Origin of the sequence: Jeotgalicoccus coquinae, from assembly GCF_014207425.1 — a bacterium.
GTDB classification, from domain to species: Bacteria; Bacillota; Bacilli; order Staphylococcales; family Salinicoccaceae; genus Jeotgalicoccus; species Jeotgalicoccus coquinae.
On sequence record NZ_JACHFF010000001.1, the window covers coordinates 262,482 to 284,712 of the forward strand.

Here is a 22,231-nt window from a genome sequence, read left to right on the forward strand (position 1 = left end):
TTATTCGGTGATAATATGTAAGTATATACAGAGAATGGAGGCGTATTAAATGGGTCATACATGGTTAAAATTGTCGGTACTTTATCTCGTTATCGGTATTTCAGTCGGGTTGTTTATGTCAATAACGCTACAGCTTAACTGGGCTGCCGGACATGCTCACGTCAACGTGGTAGGCTGGCTTTCAACGTTAGGTATTGGCGCAGTTTTATCAATTTACCCTCATCTTGCTGAAAACGCACTTGGTACAGCAACGTTCTGGCTGTACCATATCGGTGTTCCTTTATTCCTCTTCAGTACTTTTTTCGTTCAGGTTAATCCCGGTGTTGCACATATTTTCACATTTATCGGCGGTCCGATGTTCCTTCTTGCTATTATTCTTTTCGGTGTGAATCTCTTCATGAATTTAAAAGATGACGATGTTGTAAAGTATAAGCGCGGTATATAATATTTGTATCATGTAACTCCGAGGACTTATAATAGGGATAACCACTTAAAAAAGGCAGGGAGATAAATGGATAACATACAGGTATTTTATGACATCGCTTTAACGCCGGATGAGTATCGTGAAAAACTTACAGAATTAAAAGACGGGTTCGATAAAATTTATAATGAACACACAATAACGAAAGATAGTGATTTTGAAAATTTTAAGAACAGTAACATGAATCTGCTCGTAATCGCAGAGCCATGGTGTTCACACTGTATGCTGAACCTGGCAATTCTTTTCAAACTTGCTGAAGCAGCAGATATCAACGTTAAAGTTTCACTGAGAGATGATAACGAAGCGTTAATGAACGCTTATTTAACAAACGGCAATAAAGTAATTCCAAAAGTTATCGCAATCGATAAAGAAGAAAAAGAAGCAGCTGTCTGGGGACCCCGTGCACCGATGACAGCAATTATTCAAAAGGATATTATGAAAGATATGCCGGAAAAAGGTACAGCAGAATACGATGCGGCATTTACAGCAGTTAAGAAAGAAATGAAAGAAAAATTCATGACTTCACCTGAACTTTGGGATGCTGTTGAGACAGATTTAAAGCAAACTTTATCAGTAAAATAATTTATAGAATCTCCTCTGAAGCCTCATGCTTTGGAGGATATTTCATTTTGAGCTGTGAAAAACCTTTTTCCGTTTAAAAAATTCTGTGCTAAACTGTAAATCATTATGAATAGATTTACGACAGGGGATGTTTTTGTGAGTGTGACATATAAAGAGCATGATAAAGGAATCATAGAATATATACTGACGAATAATAACGGTATGACTGTAAAAGTCATAAATATCGGCTGCAGTATTACTGAAATACTTATACCGGATAACAAAGGCAGATACAGCAATGTCGTCCTGAGATATGACTCGCTTGAAGAGTATTTCAGCAATGATCATTTCCTCGGCGCTGTTATTGCACCGGTTGCCGGAAGAGTGGAGAATGCATCATTTACGATTAATGATGAAGCATATTCATTTACAGCCAATGAAGGAAAGAACCTGCTTCACAGCGGCGGATTAAATCCGTACAACAAAATCTGGGACAGTTCTGCAGAGGATAATAAAATCACTTTCAAGTTTCAGATGGAAAATGGATTCCCCGGTAGCCCGTTGTTTAAAGTGGTTTACAGTCTGACTGAGGCAAACGAACTGAAGCTCGAATATGAAGTGACCGCTGAGTCGGAAAGTGTCGCAGTCCCGACGAGCCATACATATTTTAACCTCGGCAGTGAAGCGGATGAAAATACAGCAAACCATGAGATTAAAAGTAATACCGAAAGCTGGCTGAAGATGAATGAGGAATTGATTCCGGAAAGCATTGAGCATGCTGAAGGGCTGTTTGATTTGAAAGAGGGACGGGTGTTCAGCGATATATTTTCGAGTGATAATGAGCAGATTAAAATCGCCAACGGCGGCTTCGATCACTACTTCATTTTTGATGAGTATGATAAATCAGCTGTAATTACTGATGACAACAGCGGCCGCACAATGAAAGTATCGACGACTTTTCCCGGAATGATTCTTTATACAGGGAACAACCTGGATGAGACAATCAGACTGCAGGACAGAAAAGCACAGAAATATGCGGGATTCTGCGTGGAAACACAATGTACGCCTGCAGCATTAAAGCTTCCTTTAAACCAGAAAGTCAGAATTGAAGCAGGCGTACCTTATAAGAAAGAAACAGTATTCAGTTTCAGTACTGAATCATAAAACTAAAAAAAGTGTCTGCTCAATTTTGAGCAGACACTTTTTTTAGTTAAATATTAATATCATACCGGTCGCGGTAAAGATATTTTCTCGCGATAACAAAGCCCATGCCTTCGATAGTAGTATGGCTTTCCTTATCCACGAATAAAACTTTGGAGCCTTGTATTTCATCGTCAATATCCAGATAGCCTTTAAAATGTCTCATCTTGTTCCCGATGATTATGTAATCCGGACTCATCGCACGTGCAACGTTTTCCAGTCCGGTATTCATATGTGACGATAATTCCTTCATCGCTTCAAGTGCTACGGGGTTGTTATTCTCCAGTTCTTTAAGAACGTTGTCTATACCTTTTTCCATCTTCAGACCTTTTCTCTCGAGAGAATCGTAAAAAGCCTGTTCGGAAGCATATGTTTCCCAGCATCCTTTTCTTCCGCAGTGGCACTGTCTGCCGTTTTCTACAATGACGTTGTGTCCGAACTCTCCGGCGAGACCCATCTTTCCTCTGTAGAGATTACCGGAAATAATAATACCTGTACCGATACCGATGCCGGCACTGACGTAGACAAGGTTTGTATGCTCCGGACTTTCTACATGATGCAGAGCACCGAGAGCACCGGCATTTGCTTCGTTAAATGTTTTGATAGGAATGCCCTTAAAGACATCTTTGAATTCTTCAGACAGATCAATATTTTTCCAGCCGATGTTAGGGGCATGAATAATCATGCCTTTAATATCGACTGTCGCCGGTACAGCTACGGCAACTTCGATAATATCTTTAATATCAATATTAAGTGTTCCGATGGCGCGGTCAAATGACTCTTTTAGCAGTTCTGCTATTATTACCGTGTCATTATTATCGATCTCAATTCTTTGAGTGAATACGTCTTCGAGCATTAAATTCATTACTGTAAAGTAAATATCACTGCCGCCGATTTTTATTCCGGCAATATATTTTGCATCAGGATTGAATTTAAGAAGCTTTGGTTTTCTGCCGCCGCTCGACATTCCGTACCCGAGATCTACAATCAGATTTTCATTGAGCAGTTCGTCTGTAATTTTAGATACTGTCGCTTTGTTCAGTCCGGTCTCTTTGGCCAGCTGTGCCCGTGAAATCATCTCAGTTGAAGTGAGCAGTTTCAGAATTTTATTCGTATTAAATTGTTTGATTGATTGCTGATTAACTATACTTTGGTTCATAGCGCTCTCCTATGTTTGTTTGTACGGGATTTCTTCAAAGTATAGCACAATTTTCAAATTTAGTTTGACACCGATTTCAAATACATGTATTCTTTGTTTAACCAATAAACAAAGTATTTTCAGGAGGAACAATAATGACTTATTTTAATCAGGAACAAATTAACTATGAGGGACCATACTCAAATAATCCTTTAAGTTTTAAATATTATAACCCGGAAGAAGTAATCGGCGGCAAGACTATGGCTGAGCACATGAAATTCAGTGTCGCTTACTGGCATACATTTACAGAAGACCTGTCTGACCCGTTCGGCGGCGGTACTGCCAAACGTAACTGGGATCATCTTGAAGGCATGGAAAAAGCTAAAGCAAGAGTAGAGGCGATGTTCGAACTTCTAGAAATTCTTAACGTTGACTATTTCTGTTTCCACGATGCAGATATTGCACCTGAAGGAAAAGATCTTAAAGAAACAAACGAAAACCTTGATGAAATCGTTGCGCTTATCAAACAGAAAATGGCTGAAACCGGCAAGAAACTTCTTTGGAATACAGCGAACAACTTCTCACACGAGCGTTTCGTACTGGGTGCCGCTTCATCTTCAAATGCAGATGTATTTGCATATGCAGCAGCTAAAGTAAAAAAACAGCTGGATATCGCTAAAGAACTCGGTGCAAGCAGCTACGTATTCTGGGGCGGACGTGAAGGGTACGAAAGCCTGCTTAATACAGATATGAAACTTGAAACAGATAACCTTGCCCGTTTCTTCAAACTTGCTAAAGCTTATGCAGATAAGATTGGCTACGATGGCCAGTTCCTGATTGAACCTAAACCAAAAGAGCCGACATCTCACCAGTACGACTTTGATGTGGCAAGCGGTCATGCATTTCTTCAGAAACACGGTCTGGAAGATGTGTTCAAATTCAATATCGAAGCTAATCATGCAACACTTGCAGGACACTCGTTCCAGCACGAACTCAGATATGCAAGAGACAACGACATGCTTGGTTCAGTCGATGCTAACCAGGGTCATCCGTTGCTGGGATGGGATACAGATGAGTTCCCTACAGATGTGTACGAAACAACTATGGCAATGTATGAAATTCTTAAAAACGGCGGACTTGAAAAAGGCGGTCTGAACTTCGATGCCAAGCCGAGACGTACTTCATTCGAACAGGAAGATCTTATTCACACTCACGTAGCAGGTATGGATGCATTTGCACTTGGACTGCGCGTAGCACACAAAATGATCGAAGATAACTTCTTTGAAAACATCGTTGACGAAAAATATAAATCTTACACTGAAGGCATCGGCCGTAAGATTATAGAAGGCGAAACAAGCCTTGAAGAACTTGAAGCTTACGCACTGGATAACAGCGAGATCACTAACAAGTCAGATCATCTTGAACTTGTTAAATCACAAATCAACCAGTACATTCTTAATATCAACAGAGGTGTCTAACATTGGAATACGTAATTGGCATTGATATCGGAACGAGCGGACTGAAAAGTATTATAGTCGGCAGTGACGGAGAAGTCGTCAAAAGTGACAAAGTAAAATATGATACCGTTCACGAAAAAACGGGATACAGTGAAATGAATCCCGAAGACTGGTACGAAGCGGCAGCAGGAAGTCTCGGGCGTCTGCTTAAGACTGAATACGGCAGCAAAGTTACAGGAATCAGTTTTTCCGGACAGATGCACGGCCTGGTTATCGTCGATAAAGACGGCGAAGTAATCAGACCTGCAATTCTGTGGAATGATACGAGAACATCAGAAGAGTGTAAGGAAATTATCGCTGACATCGGTCTCGATAACCTGCTTGGCCAGGTGCAGAACACAGTTCTGGAAGGATTTACTTTGTCTAAATTAATGTGGGTTAAAAAGAACGAACCGGAAAACTATGCGAAGATTGATAAGTTTATGATGCCGAAAGACTATGTCATCTACCGTCTGACAGGCAATGTTTACGCAGAGCCTTCTGACGCAGCAGGAACAGTAATGTTCGATGTTAAAAAAGGTGAATGGTCAACAACGCTTCTGGAACAGCTTGGGATAGATAGAAGTATCTGTCCTGAAGTGATTCCTTCACATGGTAAATCGGGTGTACTTAACAAAGAACTGTTTGATTCAGAACAGGAAATTACTCTTTACCAGGGTGGAGCGGACAATGCCTGCGGTGCACTTGGTGCGGGTATTACCGACTCATCGAGACAGCTGGTAAGTATCGGTACGTCAGGTGTTGTACTTTCTTCAGAGGAAGATGACGAGTACATAAATGACGGTTCAGTACATTACTTCAACCACTGTGTCAGCGGTCAGAACTATGTAATGGGTGTGACATTATCAGCAGGATACAGCCTTGCATGGCTGAAGAGAATACTTGGTGATGATCAGACATTCGGCGAATTTATGGAAGAAGCGGAAACATCACCGCTTGGAGCGAAAGGATTGTTATACACTCCATTCCTTCTTGGTGAAAGAACGCCTTACAACGATGCAGAAATCAGAGGCAGTCTTATCGGCCTTGATGCCAATACGAATGCTGCAGATATTAAGAGAGCAGTAATCGAAGGTATTACATTCTCACTTAATGAGAGTATTGAAATTATGCGTAAAAACGGTAAGGAAATCAGCAAAATTGTATCTATCGGAGGCGGTGCAGGGAACCGTCAGTGGCTTCAGATGCAGGCTGATATTTTCGATGCAGAAATTATGACGCGCACTGAAGAACAGGGACCTGCATACGGTGCAGCAATGATTGCAGCGGTCGGCGAGCAATGGTTTGAAGATTTTTCAGTCATTACCGATAAATGGATTGATTACAAAGAAACATTCAGTCCCGTAACTGAAAACAAAGAGCAATACAGGAAATTATTTGAATTATACAGAGAAGTTTATGAGAAGACGCAGGGGCTTACAGAAAAACTATTGGAATTTAAATAAAACTTTGGGGGTGTCATGTGATGGGACAACATTATAATGTGAAATTTTTAATCACTATGACGTTAATAGCAACACTTGGAGGATTGTTGTTCGGTTATGACACAGCTGTTATATCCGGAGCAGAACAATCCCTCCAAAAGTACATAACTGCAGATTATAATTCATTCATACACGGGGTAACAGTATCGAGTGCATTAATCGGGTGTGTTATCGGGGGAATTCTGTCAGGTAAAATCGCAGGAAAACTCGGCAGAAAGAAATCACTTCAGCTTGCTGCTGTTTTACTTGCTGTTTCAGCAGTACTTTCAGCGTATCCTGAACTTCTGTTCTTTGAAGTCGGAGAAGCGAGTCTCGGACTCCTGATCATGTTTAACATTTATCGTATTCTTGGCGGTATCGGTGTTGGTCTGGCATCAGCTGTCACACCGATGTTTATCGGTGAAATGGCGCCATCCGGAATCAGAGGAAGACTTGTATCATGGAATCAGTTTGCAATCATCTTCGGTATGCTTGTAGTTTACTTCGTTAACTACGGTATTGCTTTTGGGGAAAGTGTAACATGGATTGAAACTATTGGCTGGAGATACATGTTCTTAACAGAGGCAATACCTGCAATTCTGTTTTTCGTGCTGCTGTTCGCAGTACCGGAAACACCGAGATATCTTGCACTTAACAAACAGGATGACAAAGCAATGGCTGTTCTTAATAGAATTTATCATTCTGCAGATCATTCGAGAAAAGTGCTGGCAGACATTGTTAAAACACGCAACCTTGAGCAGAACATTAAGAAAACTCCACTGTTTGCATTTGGTAAAACAGTAATTATTGTCGGTATTATGGTGTCATTCTTCCAGCAGTTTATCGGTATCAACGTCGCACTTTACTATGCACCGAGAATCTTTGAAGATCTTGGAGCAGGTGCAGATGCATCGATGGTACAGACTGTAGTGATGGGTCTTGTAAACGTAGTATTTACACTTATTGCTATTAAATATGTTGATAAAATTGGAAGGAAACCGCTTCTGATTGTCGGTTCCATTGGTATGGCAATCGGTATGGGCGGTGTGAGCATGCTTGCAGGCTTCAACGTAATCGGTATTTCAACGCTGATCTTTATCGTAATTTTCACAGCTTCATTTATGATGAGCTGGGGACCAATTACGTGGGTTGTATTATCAGAAATATTCCCTAACAGAATCAGAGGCGGGGCTATGGCGATTGCAGTTGCGGTACAGTGGCTTGCAAACTTTACCATCACGTCATTCTATCCGTACATGATGGAAGTCAGCGGAGCGATGACATACGGTTTCTACGGTCTTATGTGTGTTCTTTCAGGACTGTTTGTATGGAAGTTCCTTCCTGAAACTAAAGGTAAAACACTTGAAGAACTTGAAAAACTTTGGACAAAAAAAGAAGTTTCATCTGATGAACTTGCTGAAGAAGCTGCACTTGAAACTAAATAATCACATTAAGAAAAGCCGTTCCCTTTTGGGAGCGGCTTTTTTAAATGTGACTATGCTGCTTCAGCTTTTCTTGTACTGATGAATACCCCGACTGCGAGAATCAGAATAATACCTGCAGCCTGATACAGACCAAGACCGACATTCAGCAGTACGATTGAAGTCAGTACTGCGGATACCGGCTCTAAAAGACCGAGTATACCGGCCTCTGTTGAGCTGATATATTTCATGCTTGTGATATACAGGTAGAATGCGAGTGTTGTACCGAGCAGTATGGACAGGGCAAGAATGATAATCTGCATTGCGGTCCAGTCAAATGAAAAATCAAATACCCAGATCGGATGAATGAAGTTCATCAGAATACCGCCTGTCAGCATTGAACCGCCGACGAGCTGCAGCGGATGAATGACCTGCAGCAGCACCGGAGCATGCAGCGTGTAATAAGCAAGCGCTACACCGGACGCAAGTCCGAACATCAGTGCAGCAGGGGAAACAGCGAGATTTGTCAGATTTCCATTTGTTGCAATCAGAATAACACCGGTAATCATTGCCGCAATAATAAATGCTTCTGCTTTCGTCCACGGTCTGTACTTTTTTAATACTGCGTACAGAATAATATAAATCGGACCGGTACACTGCAGCACAGTAGCAACTGCAGCGTTTCCGAAGCCGATTGCAGCCATAAACGTATACTGGACCATCGTCATGCCGAAGATGGAATAGACGGCAAACATTAAAATGGTATGTTTGTTCCACACAGTCCGATGTTTCCGGCGGAAAAATAAAGTGTATATAGATAATAAGATAATACCGCTGATTGTCAGCCTTGCTGTGACGTACCAGTTTACATCGACAGGTGTCGCTGTAAATATATAGTCGGACGCGGTACCGCCGATACCCCACAGCGAAGCGCCGATAATAACAAAGATTAAACCTTTAATATGAGTTGAATTTTTCACAGCATTCCCGCCTTTATTCATTTTTTAATCCCGTATACTGCAGACGGCTGTTAAACAGTTTAGGATACGATAAATACCCGACCATTACTGAAGCGACTGTTGCGTTGGTGAGTATCAGAAATAAGATGAGCAGCTGATACATGACAGCTTCCATCGGAGCGGCACCGCCGATAATGAGTCCGCTCATCATGCCGGGTAGCTGTACGAGACCGATCGTCTTCTGCGATTCAATCGTCGGAATCATGCTCGTCTGAATTGCTGATTTTAAACTGCGGGATACGGCATCTTTCGGTTCGCCGCCGAATGATAAAATCAGTTCAATCATTTCTTCACTGTTTTCCAGTTCATCGGTAAATTTGCTGACGAACAGGAGTGACAGCACCATACAGTTCCCGATAATCATGCCGCTGATCGGGATAATCTGTTCAGGCTCAAAGTCGAGAATGCCAAACAGCAGCATAATTGCCATGGAGATCACTTCAACTGCTGTCAGCGTTAAAATAATAATCCATTTGATACCCGGAATACGCGTGCCCTTTTTAATGACATTCTGACTGGCAGCACCGATCATGACGATAATCATTAATATCATATAAATACTGCTGTCACTGTCGAAGACAAACGTCAGTATCATACCGACGATGAGCAGCTGTACTATTGAGCGGACTGAAGCAATTACGATATCTCTCGTCAGTCCGAGTTTCAGTAGAACTGCAATAACAAGAGGAATAATAACAAAGATACCGGAGAGCAGCAGTTCCTGAAAACCCATCAGCGTTCACCCCTTAAAAAGTGCTGTATAATATTATTATCCGAACTGTAGAGTGTATCGACCGGGCCCTGAAGGAGCAGCTCACCCTGATTCAGGAACCAGATATCATCGCTGACGCGTTCAGCCTGTGCCAGGTCATGTGTAATCCAGATGACAGTCAGATGATAATCCTGCTGCAGTTTTTTGACGAGGCGCTCGATTTCTCTTACCAGCGTATAGTCGAGACTCGAAGTAATTTCATCGAGCAGCAGCACTTCAGGCTTTGAGACAAACGTACGGGCAAGGGAAATGCGGCTTTTCTCACCGCCCGATAATGTATTAATTTTACGCCCGAGAAAACTTTCATCAAGCTCCACCATATTAAGAAGTTCAAGCGCACGTTCACGGCTGAGATTTTCATTAAATATTTTAAGGGGCAGATTTAAATTATCATATACGGTGCCGGCAAACATCGGTGCGCTCTGAAACGCCATTCCGGCTTTCTTTCTGAGAGCGGTAATATTTGTGGATTCGATATTTTCACCGCGGTAAAAAACATTGCCGGAATCGGGAGACAGAAGACCGTTGATGTGCTTCAGGCACGTTGTTTTTCCTGCACCGCTCGGTCCGATAAAAGTCGTAATTTTATTTTCACGGAAATATCCTGAAATATTATGGAGAATTTCCCGGTGGCTGACATTTTCAAATTCAATAATCTCCATGATTAATATCCTCCAATGTAAATGTGCTAAAATGAAGTCAGGTGATTTAATGATTTATATAGGACTGACAGGGTGGGGCGACCATGATTCGCTCTACACCGAACTATCAAATAAAAAAGATAAATTAATTACATATGCTTCACATTTTCCAATCGTTGAGCTCGATTCAACATACTATGCAGTACAGCGCCGGTCAACAGTGGAAAAATGGTGCGACCAGACACCCGATACGTTCAAGTTCGCAGTAAAGGCCCATCAGTTTATGACCGGGCACAGCGACTACAGAGAACACTATGATTCCATCAGGGATGTCTTCGAAGCATATAAAGAAATGCTTGTACCTATGTATCAAAGAAATAAACTTGCATTTGTGCTTCTGCAGTTTCCACCGTGGTTTGACTGCAACAGTAAAAACATACGCTATGTGAAATTTGCAACTGAGCTGTTAAAGCCGTTTAAAGTCGCAGTGGAATTCCGCAATCAGACATGGTTCAGTGACGAATACAAAGAAGATACGCTCGGGTTTCTGCATGACAGCGAAGTCATTCACAGTATTTGTGATGAGCCGCAGGCAGGAATCGGTTCTGTACCGTTTGTAAACCGTGTCACTGATGACACTGCATTTATCCGTCTGCACGGCCGCAATGTTCACGGCTGGACTCAGCAGAACAGAACGTCTGAAGAATGGCGTGACGTACGTTATTTATATGATTATAACAGACAGGAATTAGAGTGGTTAGAAAAACAAATCAGCATTTTGCAGCATAAAACGAAAGATATTTATATTGTATTTAACAATAACTCAGGGGGACACGCGGCTGGCAATGCAAAACAGTTAATCAGCATGCTTGATATAGAATACAGCGGACTTGCACCGAAGCAGCTGAAACTTTTCTAAGGGGCTGGGGTTCATGGAATTTATCGTGCTTATACTGATTGGTTTACTATCTTCTGTACTGGGCTCGCTCGTCGGTATCGGCGGGGGTGTTATTGTCGTTCCCGCATTGATGTTTTTCGGGCTGACACTGGGTCTTCTGCCGGCGATTACGCCGCAGACAGCAGTCGGGACGTCGAGTATGCTGCTTATTTTCACCGGCATGAGCGCGATGATTTCCTATGCCCGGAATAAACAGGTGGACAAGGAAAACGGCATATTATTCCTAATCGGTCTGATGCCGGGCGCATTCGCCGGTTCATATGCCAGCAGCCTCTTTACAGTAGACAGTTTTAATCTGTATTTCGGTATGTTTTTAATCTTTATCAGTATTCTGCTGGTAGTAAGAAATAAAATTAAGCCGATGAAAGTATTTCAAAACCCTAAATATTTAAAACCCCACCGCGATAATCTCGGTAATGTTTACCATTACGGATTTCCGCCTTACGTTGCCATAACGATAACGTTCGTTGTCGGATTTATTACAGGACTGTTCGGCATCGGCGGGGGTGTATTGATGACGCCGTTAATGCTGATGGTGTTCCGCATGCCGCCGACCATTGCGATCGGTACGAGTATGATGATGGTATTTTTCTCAGGGGTATCGTCGGCCTTCGGTCACGTACTCCAGAATAACGTTGTCTATCTCTATATACTGATGCTGGTTCCGGCAGCTGTAGTTGGTGCAACAATCGGCGTAAAGATTAATCAGCGTTTCAGCTCGGATGGATTAGTTGTACTGCTCCGTACCGTTTTGTTTATACTGGGTGTGTACTTGATTTTACAAACAATTCTTTAAGGAGTGCTCGTATGGAAGTGAAAATTTATCACACGAATGATATACACAGTGCATTACATAACTATATGAAGTTTACGAGCTTCATTAAAAATAAAAGACGCCAGTACAGAGACAATATGTTCTATGTAGATATCGGCGATCATGTTGACCGTTCGCATCCATACACTGAAGCGACACTCGGAAAAGGCAATATTGAATTGTTGAATGATGCAACATGCGATGTGGCAACGCTTGGTAATAATGAAGGCATTACGCTGACCAAAGAGCAGCTGAAACATTTATATGATGGAGCGGATTTCGATGTTATCTGTGCAAACCTGCGTGAAGTAGGGAGCAAAAAACCGTATTTTGAACCTTACACTATTAAAGAAATAAACGGTATAAAAATCGGTTTTATCGCAGCGACAGTTGAATTTACACCATTCTATCTTGCACTGGATTGGGAAGTTGCAGATGCCTTTGACTGGATAGAGAAATATTTGCATGAACTTAAATCAAAGGCCGATGTGATTGTTATGATGAGTCACCTCGGGATGTATGATGACGAGACGCTTGCCAATAAATTTCCTGAAATCGATTTAATATTATCCTCGCATACGCATCACCATTTTGATTATGGTGAGCGTGTTAATGGCGTACTGCTTGCAGCGGCCGGCCGGTACGGTGAATATATCGGTGAAGTAACGCTCGAATTTGAAGGCCGGAAACTCATCCGTAAAAAAGCGGCGCTTATAGAGTCGGACATATTATCACAAGTTGAAAACGATTATTATAATAAAGGCAAGGCGATATTAAAAAATACAATCATTAAAGAAGATGCGTTGCCGATCGACCGCAGATTATATTCGGCGGGGCGTTTCAGTTCGTTTCTTGCATACATTCTGAAAGATTTTACTGACAGTGATGCGGGACTCATTCATACAGGTCTTATAGCAAGTCCGTTTGACGGCGGTGAACTGACGGAGTATTCACTCCATAAAGTGCTTCCCCATGCCATAAATGCGGTGCAGATAGAATTGACCGGACGCGAGATGAAAGAGATATTCACTCAGGCAGCCCGTCATGAATACAAAGATGAAATTGTGCGGGGACTGGGCTTCCGGGGGGATATTTTCGGCTGTTTTGTGACTCATAACATACAGTATATCCAGTCGGAACGAGAGTATTATATCGACGGTGAACTGATTGGAGACCAGCGGAAATATAAGCTTGGAACACTTGATATGTATACGTTCGGCAGAATTTTCCCGCAGTTCAGATATTCGAAGAAAGAATACATTATGCCGGACCTGCTCCGCGATATCGTTAAAAATTATCTCAATGAGCTGTAGTCTTTTCTCTTATGGATATGCTATAATGAAAATTAATTGAATAAATAAAAAGTAGAGGTTGCACTTTTCAACAGTAAAGTATTTTAGCAGGCATGCGTTTAAAAGATACTTAAAAGGGAATAGTGCCGAAGAATGATGCCGGCAGGTATTAATTCTGGGGTTCAGTTTAACAGGCTGGGCACTGTCAGTTACATGATGCGCTACATTTAATAAATAAATCATAAATGCGTGCACTGTTAACGTATTTGTGATTTTTTTATTGAAAAAATTAGGAGGAAGAAAGATGGAATCATTTTTAAATTGGGAATACATGCCTTTAATTCCGCCGTTGCTTACACTTTTACTCGTTGTCGTAACGAGAAAAGTCGGAATTAGCTTAGGTGCAGGGATTATTACATCGGCATTCGTTATTGCAAACGGTCAGATGGGTGAATTTTTCACGCTGCTTCTTGACTCATTCCTCGCAATTTTTATTGAGGACGGCGGATTAAACACGTGGAATGCATACATATTGATTTTCTTAACACTGCTCGGAATTATGACGGCATTTATGAATATGTCAGGCGGTGCGCGTGCATTTACAAACTGGGCATTGACTAAAGTTAAATCCCGCCGCGGTGCAGGATTAATGACAGGTGTCCTTGGGATTATCGTCTTTATCGATGATTACTTCAGTGCATTAATCGTCGGTCAGGTCGCGAAACCGATTACTGATAAGTATAATATTTCAAGAGCAAAACTTGCTTATTTTGTCGATACGACAGCATCACCGGTTGCGGTAATGGCGCCTGTTTCAAGCTGGGGTGCCGGAATTATGGGTCTGACAGCACCGTTGTTAATCGGTGCAGGCATGACGCATATTTCACCTTTCCAGAGTTTCATGTATATGGTGCCGATGAATTTCTATGTCATTGCGGCACTGATTATGATGTTTATTGTTATTATCTTTAAATTCGATATCGGACCGATGAGAAAACAGGAAGACTTAGCGATTAATGAAGGGATTCTGCGCGACAAAGTGCCTGAATTTGCAGAGCAGGATGAAGACCTGCCTGTACATGAAGGATCAAGTGCGAGTGCTTTAATCGTGCCGATTGCCGGTCTTGCTCTGACAGTTATTGTTGCAATGTATATTACAGGTGCAATGGAAGGCGGAGACTGGAGCATCTTCACTGTAATGGAAAACACGCTGATTACACATGCACTTCTAATCGGCGGTATTGTCGGTCTGGCGCTGACATTGTTCTACTATTTCAAACAGACGAAAAATGACGATGATTTCAGCGGCAGACATATTCTTCTTGGGATCAAAACTGGATTCCTTGCGATGTTCCCGGCAATGCTGGTATTAACTTTCGCATGGATGATCGGTGCATTAATCAGTGAACTGGGTACCGGGGAACTGCTTGGTGCAATGGTTGAAAGTTCAAACCTTCCGGTTGCACTGCTTCCGGCAGTAATCTTTATTGTTGCTTGTATTATGGCCCTTGCGACAGGTACAAGCTGGGGTTCATTCGGTATTCTGATTCCGGTTGCAGGTGAAATTATTATTTCACTTGGTGAAACGGATCTGTTACTGCCGAGTGTTGCAGCAGTACTTGCAGGAGCGGTATTCGGAGACCACTGTTCACCGATTTCCGACTCGACGATTCTGTCATCTACGGGGTCTGGCAGTGATCATATCGTTCACGTAATGACACAGCTGCCTTACGCGATTATTTCAGCGTTAATCGGACTTGTCGGTTTTGTTATTCTCGGTCTGACAACAAGTGTTGTCTGGGGCCTTCTCGGAGTTCTCGCGGGACTTCTCGCAGTGTTTGCGGTCGTTAAATTTATGTATCGCCCGGTGGCTAAACAGAACGCATAATGGTAAAAAATGTGATATCATGAATGTATCAGTTTGATTAAAGGGTGTGCGTCTGTGATTACAATTGATCATATGAACTTTGAACTCGTGGAGAACTACCGCGATGCTTTTGATGAGGAAGTTTTTATTGAAAAATACAGCGAACTGCTGAATAAGTACGATTATATTGTCGGTGATGTCGGTTACGAAAAACTGAGACTCGCCGGATTTTATAGAAACTCAAAACGTAAAGTTGAACCGGACAAACGGGTCAATGCCATCGAAGAGTATTTAAACGAATACTGCAACTTCGGCTGTGCTTACTTTATCTTAAGAAAAATTTCAAAACATGAATTAAAAGAACAGGCTGAAGCGTCTGATGAAGAAAAAACTGAAGAAGTTAAGGAAGAGGCCGGGTCTTAGGACACGGCCTTTTTTCGTTTATGATATGATAAGAGAGAATAATAATGATGGGGTGTAAAAATGTATTTTGTAGATAAAAACCTTTTAAACACGCGTCTCAGCTACATTGAGGGACTGGCGGAAACGATTGATACCGACAATGGCCTGGCACTTGAGCGGGCATGCCATATGCTTATTGAAGCAACTGTTGATGTCGGCAATATGATTATCGATGCATTTATTTTAAGAGACCCGGGGAATTATCAGGATGTCCTGGATATACTGGCACAGGAAAAAGTAATCGGACCGGAAGATGCGGAAAAATTTAAAAACACGCTTGTCTGGAGAAAAGAACTGACAAGAAATTATCAGTCGATTGATCACGATGCAATGCGTGCAGATTTTAAAAAGAACATTGATGCGTACAAAAACTTTAAAGCAAGCATCGAACATTTTTATAAAAATGACCCGCAGGCCGTCACGGCATTCAGCGGAGACTCCGATGTATAAAGGATATTTAATAGATCTAGACGGCACGATGTTTAACGGCGACGCTGTTATCGACGGTGCCGTCGATTTTATTGACCGTCTGAACACGAGAGGGATTCCTTATTTATTTTTAACGAACAACGCAACGCGGCGGCCGTCGGAAATACTGAAGAAATTTGAAGGTATGGGATTCACAACAACTGAAGACCATATATACACGTCAGCGGCAGCGATGAAAGTCTATCTCACAAGTGAGTTTAACGTGCCTTCAGTTTATTTAATCGGTACGGACAGTTTCCGGGAGACACTGACAGAAGACGGCTCGGTCAAGCTGAGCGATACATCACCTGATGCTGTCGTTATGGGACTTGATACGTCGATTACATTCGATAGGATTGTGACCGCATGCAGACTGATTCAGGAAGGTGCACGTTTCCTTGCGACCAATCCGGATATAAAGATTAAAACAGACTTTGGTTTTTCTCCCGGCAATGGCTCATTTGTTAAACTGGTCAGTGAAGTAACAGGTGTTGAACCGCTGATTACAGGTAAACCAAACAAGTATATATTAAAAGGCGCACTGGAACGTTTAAATATGCTTCCGGCTGATGTTGCAATGGTCGGTGATAATTACGACACGGACATTATGACGGGTATCAGCGGCGGTCTTGATACGATTCACGTCGGTACAGGTGTACATTCAAAGGACGAGGTCATGAACAGGGAAGAGCCTCCTGTCCATGCAGTAACCACTCTTTTTGACTGGCAGTTATAATTAGAACCTCTCATGTTAACCATTTTTTTAAATGGTTAACATGAGAGGTTTTTTCTGTTATGATATAGCTAATCAAAAAGACTGGAGTAACAATATGAAAACTAAACACCTTGTTTTTGCAGCATTATTCACAGCGCTGATTGCAGTCGGTGCACAAATCAGAGTCCCGCTCGGGCCGATACCTTTTACACTGCAGGTGCCGATGGTACTGCTTGCAGGACTCCTTCTCGGCAGAAAGCTCGGTCTGATTTCTGTGACAGCTTACATATGTATCGGCCTGATCGGCGTTCCTGTATTTGCAGGTTCGGGAGGACTTGGTTCCCTGATCTCTCCATCATTCGGTTTTGTGCTCGGATTCATACCCGGAGTGGTCGTGACAGCGATAGGGGGAAACGCGCAGCCGATGCGTATGATTACTTTTACGCTGCTCGGCATGTGTGTCATATTTATATGCGGTGTAACGTACTTCTCCTTTATAATGAATACAGTTATCGGCACACCGATGTCATTCGTTGAAATATTAATGGCTGCTGTCGTACCGTTTTTGATTAAAGATATTATACTTGCGGTGCTGACGGTAATGTTTGCAAGAACATTAACAGCGAGAGGGCTTATGCTGGCATAAAAATAGGACTTTCAAATGATGGATTTTTTAGTGTATTTCAATTATAATGTACTGTATACAAAGTAATGCTCATAAATTGATTGGAGTGAACTAACATGGCAGTAAGTCAGGATACAATGTACGAACAAGTTGAGGAAGTATTAGATAAATTACGTCCATTCCTTCTGCGTGACGGCGGAGACGTTGAACTCGTTGATGTTGAAGACGGTATTGTGAAGCTCAGACTTCTCGGAGCATGCGGAACATGCCCGAGTTCAACAATTACACTTAAAGCCGGTATCGAACGTGCACTTCTTGAAGAAGTACCAGGTTTTGTAGAGATCGAACAAGTGTTTTAAATCGCAACTAGAGACGAGCCGTCTCTAGTTTTTTTATTTATATAGTGAGGAGAATGACCAATGTATACAATTGTAGAGTTTTGTAACGCGAATATGCAAAAAGGAACTCACGATGTGTATGCTCAGCTGGATGAAAATCCGGGAATCGATGTCGTCGATTATGAATGCACAAATAATTGCGGTTTGTGCAGTAAAAGTTATTTTGTTCTCGTAGACGGGGAAATCGTAGCGGCGAAAAACAGTGAGCAGCTGCTTGAGAAAACTTATAAGCGGATAAACAAAAATAATCAGGCATTAGATGAGTGAACTCATCGTTGGTGCTAACGTTTTACGTGTAGTATAATTAGGATATTGAGAATTATGTAACAAAGTATTAAGAACAGGAGTGATTTTTATGTCATCAGTAACACTGACAGAAAGTGCAGCGTACGAAGTTAAAGATATGCTGGAATCAAATGACATGGCGGATGGTTTCCTGCGTTTTAAAGTTCAGGGCGGAGGCTGTACGGGATTAACTTACGGTATGGCTGCAGAAAGTGAAGCGGCTGAACGTGATGAAGTCTTTGAATATCACGGTGTTAAAATGCTTGTGGATAAGATGGATCTGCCTGTTGTAGACGGTACTGTAATTGATTTTAAACAGTCGCTGATCGGCGGCGGTTTCACGATAGAAAACCCGAATGCAAGCCTTTCATGCGGCTGCGGTTCGTCATTTAGAACCAAAGCAAATGCAGGTGCTCCGGGAGACTGTTAAAATTAGTGAAAACGCTTGAAATAATACCATTTAGTGCTAATATAATACTTGGTATAGAAACTGAAATAACAGTTTATCAACATATAAAACTTATTCGCAGGAAGGGAAATAAATTATGAGCTATGAAAGAAAAAAAATCCTGGTACTAGGTGCCGGTTATGCAGGTCTGTCTACAGTTGCGAAACTGCAGAAAACTATCGGAGTACAGGAAGCGGACATTACTTTAATCAACAAGAATGAGTACCACTACGAAGCGACATGGCTGCATGAAACTGCAGCGGGTTCAATGAACTGGGAAGACGGCGTTTATCCGATTGCTAAAGTAGTCGATAACATGAAAACACGTTTTATCCCTGCTGAAGTTACTAAGATTAACCGTGACGAGCAGACTGTTGAAACAACTCAGGGTGTGTTCGAATTCGATACGCTTATCGTAGCGCTTGGATTTGAAAGTGAGTCATTCGGCATTAAAGGCATGGACGAATTTGCTACGACAATCGTCAGCCCTCAAACTGCTGTTGCAACTCGTGAAGCAATTGAAAAGAACTTTATCAATTACAAAACTTCAAAAGATCCTAAAGATCTTTCTATCCTTGTCGGCGGAGCAGGTTTCACAGGTGTTGAATTCCTTGGTGAGCTTGTTGAAACATTACCTGTACTTTGCAAAGCACATGGTATTGATTACAACGACGTTAAAATTACATGTGTAGAAGCAATGCCTTCAATGCTTCCGATGTTCTCTGATGAATTAACTAAATATGCGGTTGATTTCTTAGAATCACGCGGTGTTGAATTCATGCTTGGTACTGCAATTACTGCAGCGAACGAAAATGGTTTCGTTGTTAAAGTTAACGACGAAGAGCAGCGGCTTGAAGCTTCAAGCGTAGTCTGGACAGCCGGTGTACGCGGTTCACGTCTGATGGAAGAATCTTTCGAAGGCGTTAAACGCGGACGTATCGTAGTTAAAGAAGATTTAACTGTCGAAGGTTACCCTGACATCTTCGCTATTGGAGACGTTGCAGCTGTAATGAACGGTACTGGCGAAAACGCCCGTCCATACCCGACAACAGCTCAAATCGCAATGCAGTTAGGCGAGCATACAGCTAAAAATATTAAACTTCAGTTAAACGGTGAGAAAACTGAAGCGTTTGCTTACGATGACAAAGGGACAGTATGTTCACTTGGTGCCAATGACGGAATCGGTGTAGTTTTAGGCCGTGAAATCAAAGGTAAATCAGCAGCATTCATGAAGAAAGTCATCGATACACGTGCAGTTCTGAAAATCGGCGGCGTTGTATTAGGCGCAACAAAAGGTAAATTCCTGTAATTTAAAAATTCAGCATTATGCATGGGTATATATATAATGCCCATGCTTTTATTTTTTGGAGGAAACAATTATGGCAATGAATATCGTCCAGCTGTTTATTTCTTTACTGCTGTATTTTGTCTTGTTTTATGGAATCAGTTTTATTCTGAACATGATTTTAAAAATGACATGGATTATGGCGTTCGTTTATCCGGTAATAGTATTATGGATAATCGGCAGAGTATCGTTATTTGACTACATAGCAAGTCCAGGTGAATCTTTCGGAATTTTATGGGAGAATATCATCGGAATATCAATGTTTGATGTCATTATATTAGGCGGCGGATTTATCGGAATTATTTTAGCGGGGATGACAATACGCTACTTAAGAAAAGCAGGCTACCAAATGTTTTAGGGGGAACGCATTTTGAATATTAAATTTGAAGAGAAATACATTGCTGACGATTCGGCAATTGTGATCGGCTTACCTGAAAATATTAAAGAACTGAAAAATTTTGACGAACTTGATACATTATTAAACGGTTTAACTGAAGAAATTATTTCGGCAAACGTACTGTCTGATGAGTACGGAAAAGTGACGACAACAGGTGTGACAATTCAGCGCCGGTACATTAAAGTAATTGCTGTCGGTCTTGGGGACAGCAGCGAACTGACTGCACTTAAAGTACAAAAAGCAGTCGGTAAACTGTTCCAGTTTATGGCTTCTGAAAAAGATACAAAAGCACAGCTGATTGCAGATACATTTGCATTTGAGCCTGAAGAGGTGGCTGATGCTGTCGGTATGATGTCTGCGGTGAGCAGCCACGGACTGACAGGTTACAATTCATCTGATAAAAAACAGTTCCACGATGAACTGGACATTACACTCGTAACTAAAGCTGACGTAAAAGCAGGCTATGAACACGGTGCAGCACTCGGCGGAAGTATTACTCTTGCAAGAGACTTTGCAACAATGCCGCCGAACATGCTGTATCCGGAAAGTTTTGCAGATCATCTGGCAGTCCACTTTAAAGACCGTCCATACGTTAAAGGCGAAGTAAAAGACTTCGATACGCTGATTCAGGAAGGCTTCGGTTTACTTGCAGCAGTTGGTAAAGCTTCTGTCAGAAAGCCGAGACTGGTAACGATTGAGTACAAACACCCTGATGCAGCGGACGATGCGCCGATTGCATTAGTCGGTAAAGGTATTACTTATGACTCGGGCGGTTACTCGCTTAAAACACGCACGGGCATGCGCTCGATGAAATATGACATGAGCGGTGCGGCAAACGTTGTGGGTATGATGGATGCGATTACGAAACTCGAACTGCCTGTTCATGTTGTTGCAGTGCTTGCACTGGCGGAGAACATGGTGGACGGCAACGGTATGCGTCCTGATGATGTGTACAAGTCACTGTCAGGTAAAACTGTTGAAGTATCAAACACAGATGCTGAGGGACGTCTTGTACTTGCAGATGCGGTTTACTATGCATCGACTAAGTACAGCCCGAAAGTAATGATGGACTTCGCAACGCTCACTGGTGCAGTAATACAGGCGATCGGAGAAGACCGTACCGGCGTATTTACGAACCAGGGCAGAAAGTTCATTAACAATCTGTTAATCAGCAGCAAAGTCACAGGGGAAGATATCTGGCATCTGCCGATGTCTGAACTGGAAGACGAAAGAGTGAAGCAATCTGATATTGCAGACCTTCTGAACGCTGACTTTAAACCGGGCGGTGCATCATTTGCCGCAGCATTTATTAATCAGTTTACTGAAGAAACACCGTGGGTACACTTTGATATCGCGGGAACGAGCAATACATCATCTTCAACTCCATTTTCGAAAAAAGGATCGACAGGTGTTATGATCCGTACGATTCTTGATTTAATCGAATCAGGTACTCTGTATGAATAAGGGCGTACTGAAGACACTGGGTATTACAATCACAGTCGACGAGATTGGTAAATGTGCAGTGGAAATGCCGATTACCGAAAAAGTACTTCAGCCATTCGGTTACGTTCATGGCGGCGTCAATGTTCTGCTCGCAGAAACAGCAGCAAGCATGGGTGCATACAAAATGATTTCGGATGATGAAATTGCCTTCGGCATGGAAATCAACGCCAATCATTTGAGAGCAAAAACGGAAGGCGTACTGACAGCTACAGCACTATTAAAGCACAGCGGTTCAACATCACAGGTATGGGAAATCGAAGTGACAGACGAAGAAGATAAGCTGGTGGCATTAAGCAGATGTACAGTGGCAATCAGAAAGAAAAGATAAATTTTTATTTAACAGGAATCCGAAAACGGGTTCCTGTTTTTTTGTTGAGCAGAGAAGCATACACGGGAATAATGCCGTGTTACACATATTCAAACAAAAAAATGTCCCTCCGT

25 protein-coding genes and 1 riboswitch are annotated in these 22,231 nt (G+C 42.1%); of the genes, 21 read left to right on the top strand and 4 right to left on the bottom strand.

The annotated features are described in order from the left end of the window. Nucleotides 1-49 precede the first annotated feature (49 nt). From HNR41_RS01350 to HNR41_RS01360, 3 genes are all read left to right on the top strand, one after another. Nucleotides 50-445, top strand: a complete 396-nt coding sequence (locus tag HNR41_RS01350) for a hypothetical protein (protein WP_184280981.1) — start codon at nt 50-52, stop codon at nt 443-445. 66 nt (nt 446-511) lie between these two features. Further along, nucleotides 512-1,063 carry a thioredoxin family protein gene (locus HNR41_RS01355; RefSeq protein ID WP_184280983.1) on the top strand — a complete coding sequence of 184 codons (552 nt, stop codon included), beginning with the start codon at nt 512-514 and terminating at the stop codon, nt 1,061-1,063. Nucleotides 1,064-1,198: 135 nt separating this feature from the next. After that, nucleotides 1,199-2,206 (top strand): aldose epimerase family protein, encoded by a 1,008-nt coding sequence (locus tag HNR41_RS01360; protein WP_184280985.1) that lies wholly within the window; start codon nt 1,199-1,201, stop codon nt 2,204-2,206. Nucleotides 2,207-2,252: 46 nt separating this feature from the next. Here the strand turns inward: HNR41_RS01360 and HNR41_RS01365 are convergent, their stop codons facing one another. After that, entirely contained in the window at nt 2,253-3,401 is a 1,149-nt protein-coding gene (locus HNR41_RS01365; protein WP_184280987.1) for an ROK family transcriptional regulator, read from the bottom strand. Nucleotides 3,402-3,535: 134 nt separating this feature from the next. Between HNR41_RS01365 and xylA the strand changes: the two genes are divergently transcribed. Genes xylA through xylE form a run of 3 tightly spaced genes read left to right on the top strand, consistent with a single transcriptional unit; the run spans nt 3,536 to nt 7,805 of the window. Next, nucleotides 3,536-4,858, top strand: a complete 1,323-nt coding sequence (xylA, locus tag HNR41_RS01370) for a xylose isomerase (protein ID WP_184280989.1) — start codon at nt 3,536-3,538, stop codon at nt 4,856-4,858. 2 nt (nt 4,859-4,860) lie between these two features. Then, nucleotides 4,861-6,342: a xylulokinase gene (gene xylB, locus HNR41_RS01375; protein WP_184280991.1), complete on the top strand. Its 1,482-nt coding sequence runs from the start codon at nt 4,861-4,863 to the stop codon at nt 6,340-6,342. Nucleotides 6,343-6,362: 20 nt separating this feature from the next. Next, complete coding sequence (xylE, locus tag HNR41_RS01380) at nt 6,363-7,805, top strand: D-xylose transporter XylE (RefSeq protein WP_184280993.1); 1,443 nt, start codon at nt 6,363-6,365, stop codon at nt 7,803-7,805. A gap of 50 nt (nt 7,806-7,855) precedes the next feature. Here the strand turns inward: xylE and HNR41_RS01385 are convergent, their stop codons facing one another. Genes HNR41_RS01385 through HNR41_RS01395 form a run of 3 tightly spaced genes read right to left on the bottom strand, consistent with a single transcriptional unit; the run spans nt 7,856 to nt 10,234 of the window. Beyond that, complete coding sequence (locus HNR41_RS01385; RefSeq protein WP_184280995.1) at nt 7,856-8,761, bottom strand: DMT family transporter; 906 nt, start codon at nt 8,759-8,761, stop codon at nt 7,856-7,858. A 13-nt stretch (nt 8,762-8,774) separates the two neighbouring features. Next, on the bottom strand, nt 8,775-9,533 hold the full coding sequence (locus tag HNR41_RS01390; RefSeq protein ID WP_184280997.1) for an ABC transporter permease: 759 nt from the start codon (nt 9,531-9,533) through the stop codon (nt 8,775-8,777). Then, a complete protein-coding gene (locus tag HNR41_RS01395) occupies nt 9,533-10,234 on the bottom strand; it encodes an ABC transporter ATP-binding protein (RefSeq protein WP_184280999.1) in 702 nt (233 codons plus the stop codon). The genes HNR41_RS01390 and HNR41_RS01395 overlap by 1 nt, the downstream gene beginning before the upstream one ends. Nucleotides 10,235-10,283: 49 nt before the next feature. Between HNR41_RS01395 and HNR41_RS01400 the strand changes: the two genes are divergently transcribed. From HNR41_RS01400 to HNR41_RS01470, 15 genes are all read left to right on the top strand, one after another. Continuing rightward, nucleotides 10,284-11,132 (top strand): DUF72 domain-containing protein, encoded by an 849-nt coding sequence (locus tag HNR41_RS01400; RefSeq protein WP_184282809.1) that lies wholly within the window; start codon nt 10,284-10,286, stop codon nt 11,130-11,132. Nucleotides 11,133-11,145: 13 nt separating this feature from the next. Continuing rightward, nucleotides 11,146-11,967, top strand: a complete 822-nt coding sequence (locus HNR41_RS01405; protein ID WP_184281001.1) for a sulfite exporter TauE/SafE family protein — start codon at nt 11,146-11,148, stop codon at nt 11,965-11,967. An 11-nt stretch (nt 11,968-11,978) separates the two neighbouring features. Beyond that, complete coding sequence (locus tag HNR41_RS01410) at nt 11,979-13,298, top strand: bifunctional metallophosphatase/5'-nucleotidase (protein WP_184281003.1); 1,320 nt, start codon at nt 11,979-11,981, stop codon at nt 13,296-13,298. Between the two features lie 44 nt (nt 13,299-13,342). Then, a riboswitch (Lysine riboswitch) is annotated at nt 13,343-13,509 on the top strand. Between the two features lie 72 nt (nt 13,510-13,581). Next, complete coding sequence (locus HNR41_RS01415; protein WP_184281005.1) at nt 13,582-15,165, top strand: Na+/H+ antiporter NhaC family protein; 1,584 nt, start codon at nt 13,582-13,584, stop codon at nt 15,163-15,165. Nucleotides 15,166-15,219: 54 nt separating this feature from the next. After that, nucleotides 15,220-15,567 carry a YutD family protein gene (locus tag HNR41_RS01420; protein ID WP_184281007.1) on the top strand — a complete coding sequence of 116 codons (348 nt, stop codon included), beginning with the start codon at nt 15,220-15,222 and terminating at the stop codon, nt 15,565-15,567. A 60-nt stretch (nt 15,568-15,627) separates the two neighbouring features. Continuing rightward, the gene (locus tag HNR41_RS01425) at nt 15,628-16,056 is read left to right on the top strand and encodes a DUF86 domain-containing protein (protein ID WP_184281009.1); all 429 of its coding nucleotides are present in this window, start codon (nt 15,628-15,630) and stop codon (nt 16,054-16,056) included. Next, nucleotides 16,049-16,810 (top strand): TIGR01457 family HAD-type hydrolase, encoded by a 762-nt coding sequence (locus tag HNR41_RS01430; protein ID WP_184281011.1) that lies wholly within the window; start codon nt 16,049-16,051, stop codon nt 16,808-16,810. Before HNR41_RS01425 ends, HNR41_RS01430 begins: the two co-directional genes overlap by 8 nt. Nucleotides 16,811-16,904: 94 nt before the next feature. Then, complete coding sequence (locus HNR41_RS01435) at nt 16,905-17,435, top strand: biotin transporter BioY (protein WP_184281013.1); 531 nt, start codon at nt 16,905-16,907, stop codon at nt 17,433-17,435. A gap of 95 nt (nt 17,436-17,530) precedes the next feature. Continuing rightward, nucleotides 17,531-17,773, top strand: coding sequence for a NifU family protein (locus HNR41_RS01440; RefSeq protein WP_026859969.1), 243 nt, complete (start codon nt 17,531-17,533; stop codon nt 17,771-17,773). 60 nt (nt 17,774-17,833) lie between these two features. After that, nucleotides 17,834-18,079, top strand: a complete 246-nt coding sequence (locus tag HNR41_RS01445) for a DUF1450 domain-containing protein (protein ID WP_184281015.1) — start codon at nt 17,834-17,836, stop codon at nt 18,077-18,079. 88 nt (nt 18,080-18,167) lie between these two features. Continuing rightward, nucleotides 18,168-18,527, top strand: coding sequence for a HesB/IscA family protein (locus tag HNR41_RS01450; protein ID WP_184281016.1), 360 nt, complete (start codon nt 18,168-18,170; stop codon nt 18,525-18,527). A gap of 115 nt (nt 18,528-18,642) precedes the next feature. Further along, a complete protein-coding gene (locus tag HNR41_RS01455; protein WP_184281018.1) occupies nt 18,643-19,854 on the top strand; it encodes an NAD(P)/FAD-dependent oxidoreductase in 1,212 nt (403 codons plus the stop codon). A gap of 76 nt (nt 19,855-19,930) precedes the next feature. Continuing rightward, nucleotides 19,931-20,248: a YuiB family protein gene (locus HNR41_RS01460; RefSeq protein WP_184282811.1), complete on the top strand. Its 318-nt coding sequence runs from the start codon at nt 19,931-19,933 to the stop codon at nt 20,246-20,248. A 12-nt stretch (nt 20,249-20,260) separates the two neighbouring features. Next, nucleotides 20,261-21,751 (top strand): leucyl aminopeptidase family protein, encoded by a 1,491-nt coding sequence (locus HNR41_RS01465; protein ID WP_184281020.1) that lies wholly within the window; start codon nt 20,261-20,263, stop codon nt 21,749-21,751. Beyond that, nucleotides 21,744-22,118 carry a PaaI family thioesterase gene (locus HNR41_RS01470; RefSeq protein ID WP_184281021.1) on the top strand — a complete coding sequence of 125 codons (375 nt, stop codon included), beginning with the start codon at nt 21,744-21,746 and terminating at the stop codon, nt 22,116-22,118. Before HNR41_RS01465 ends, HNR41_RS01470 begins: the two co-directional genes overlap by 8 nt. Nucleotides 22,119-22,231: the final 113 nt, after the last annotated feature.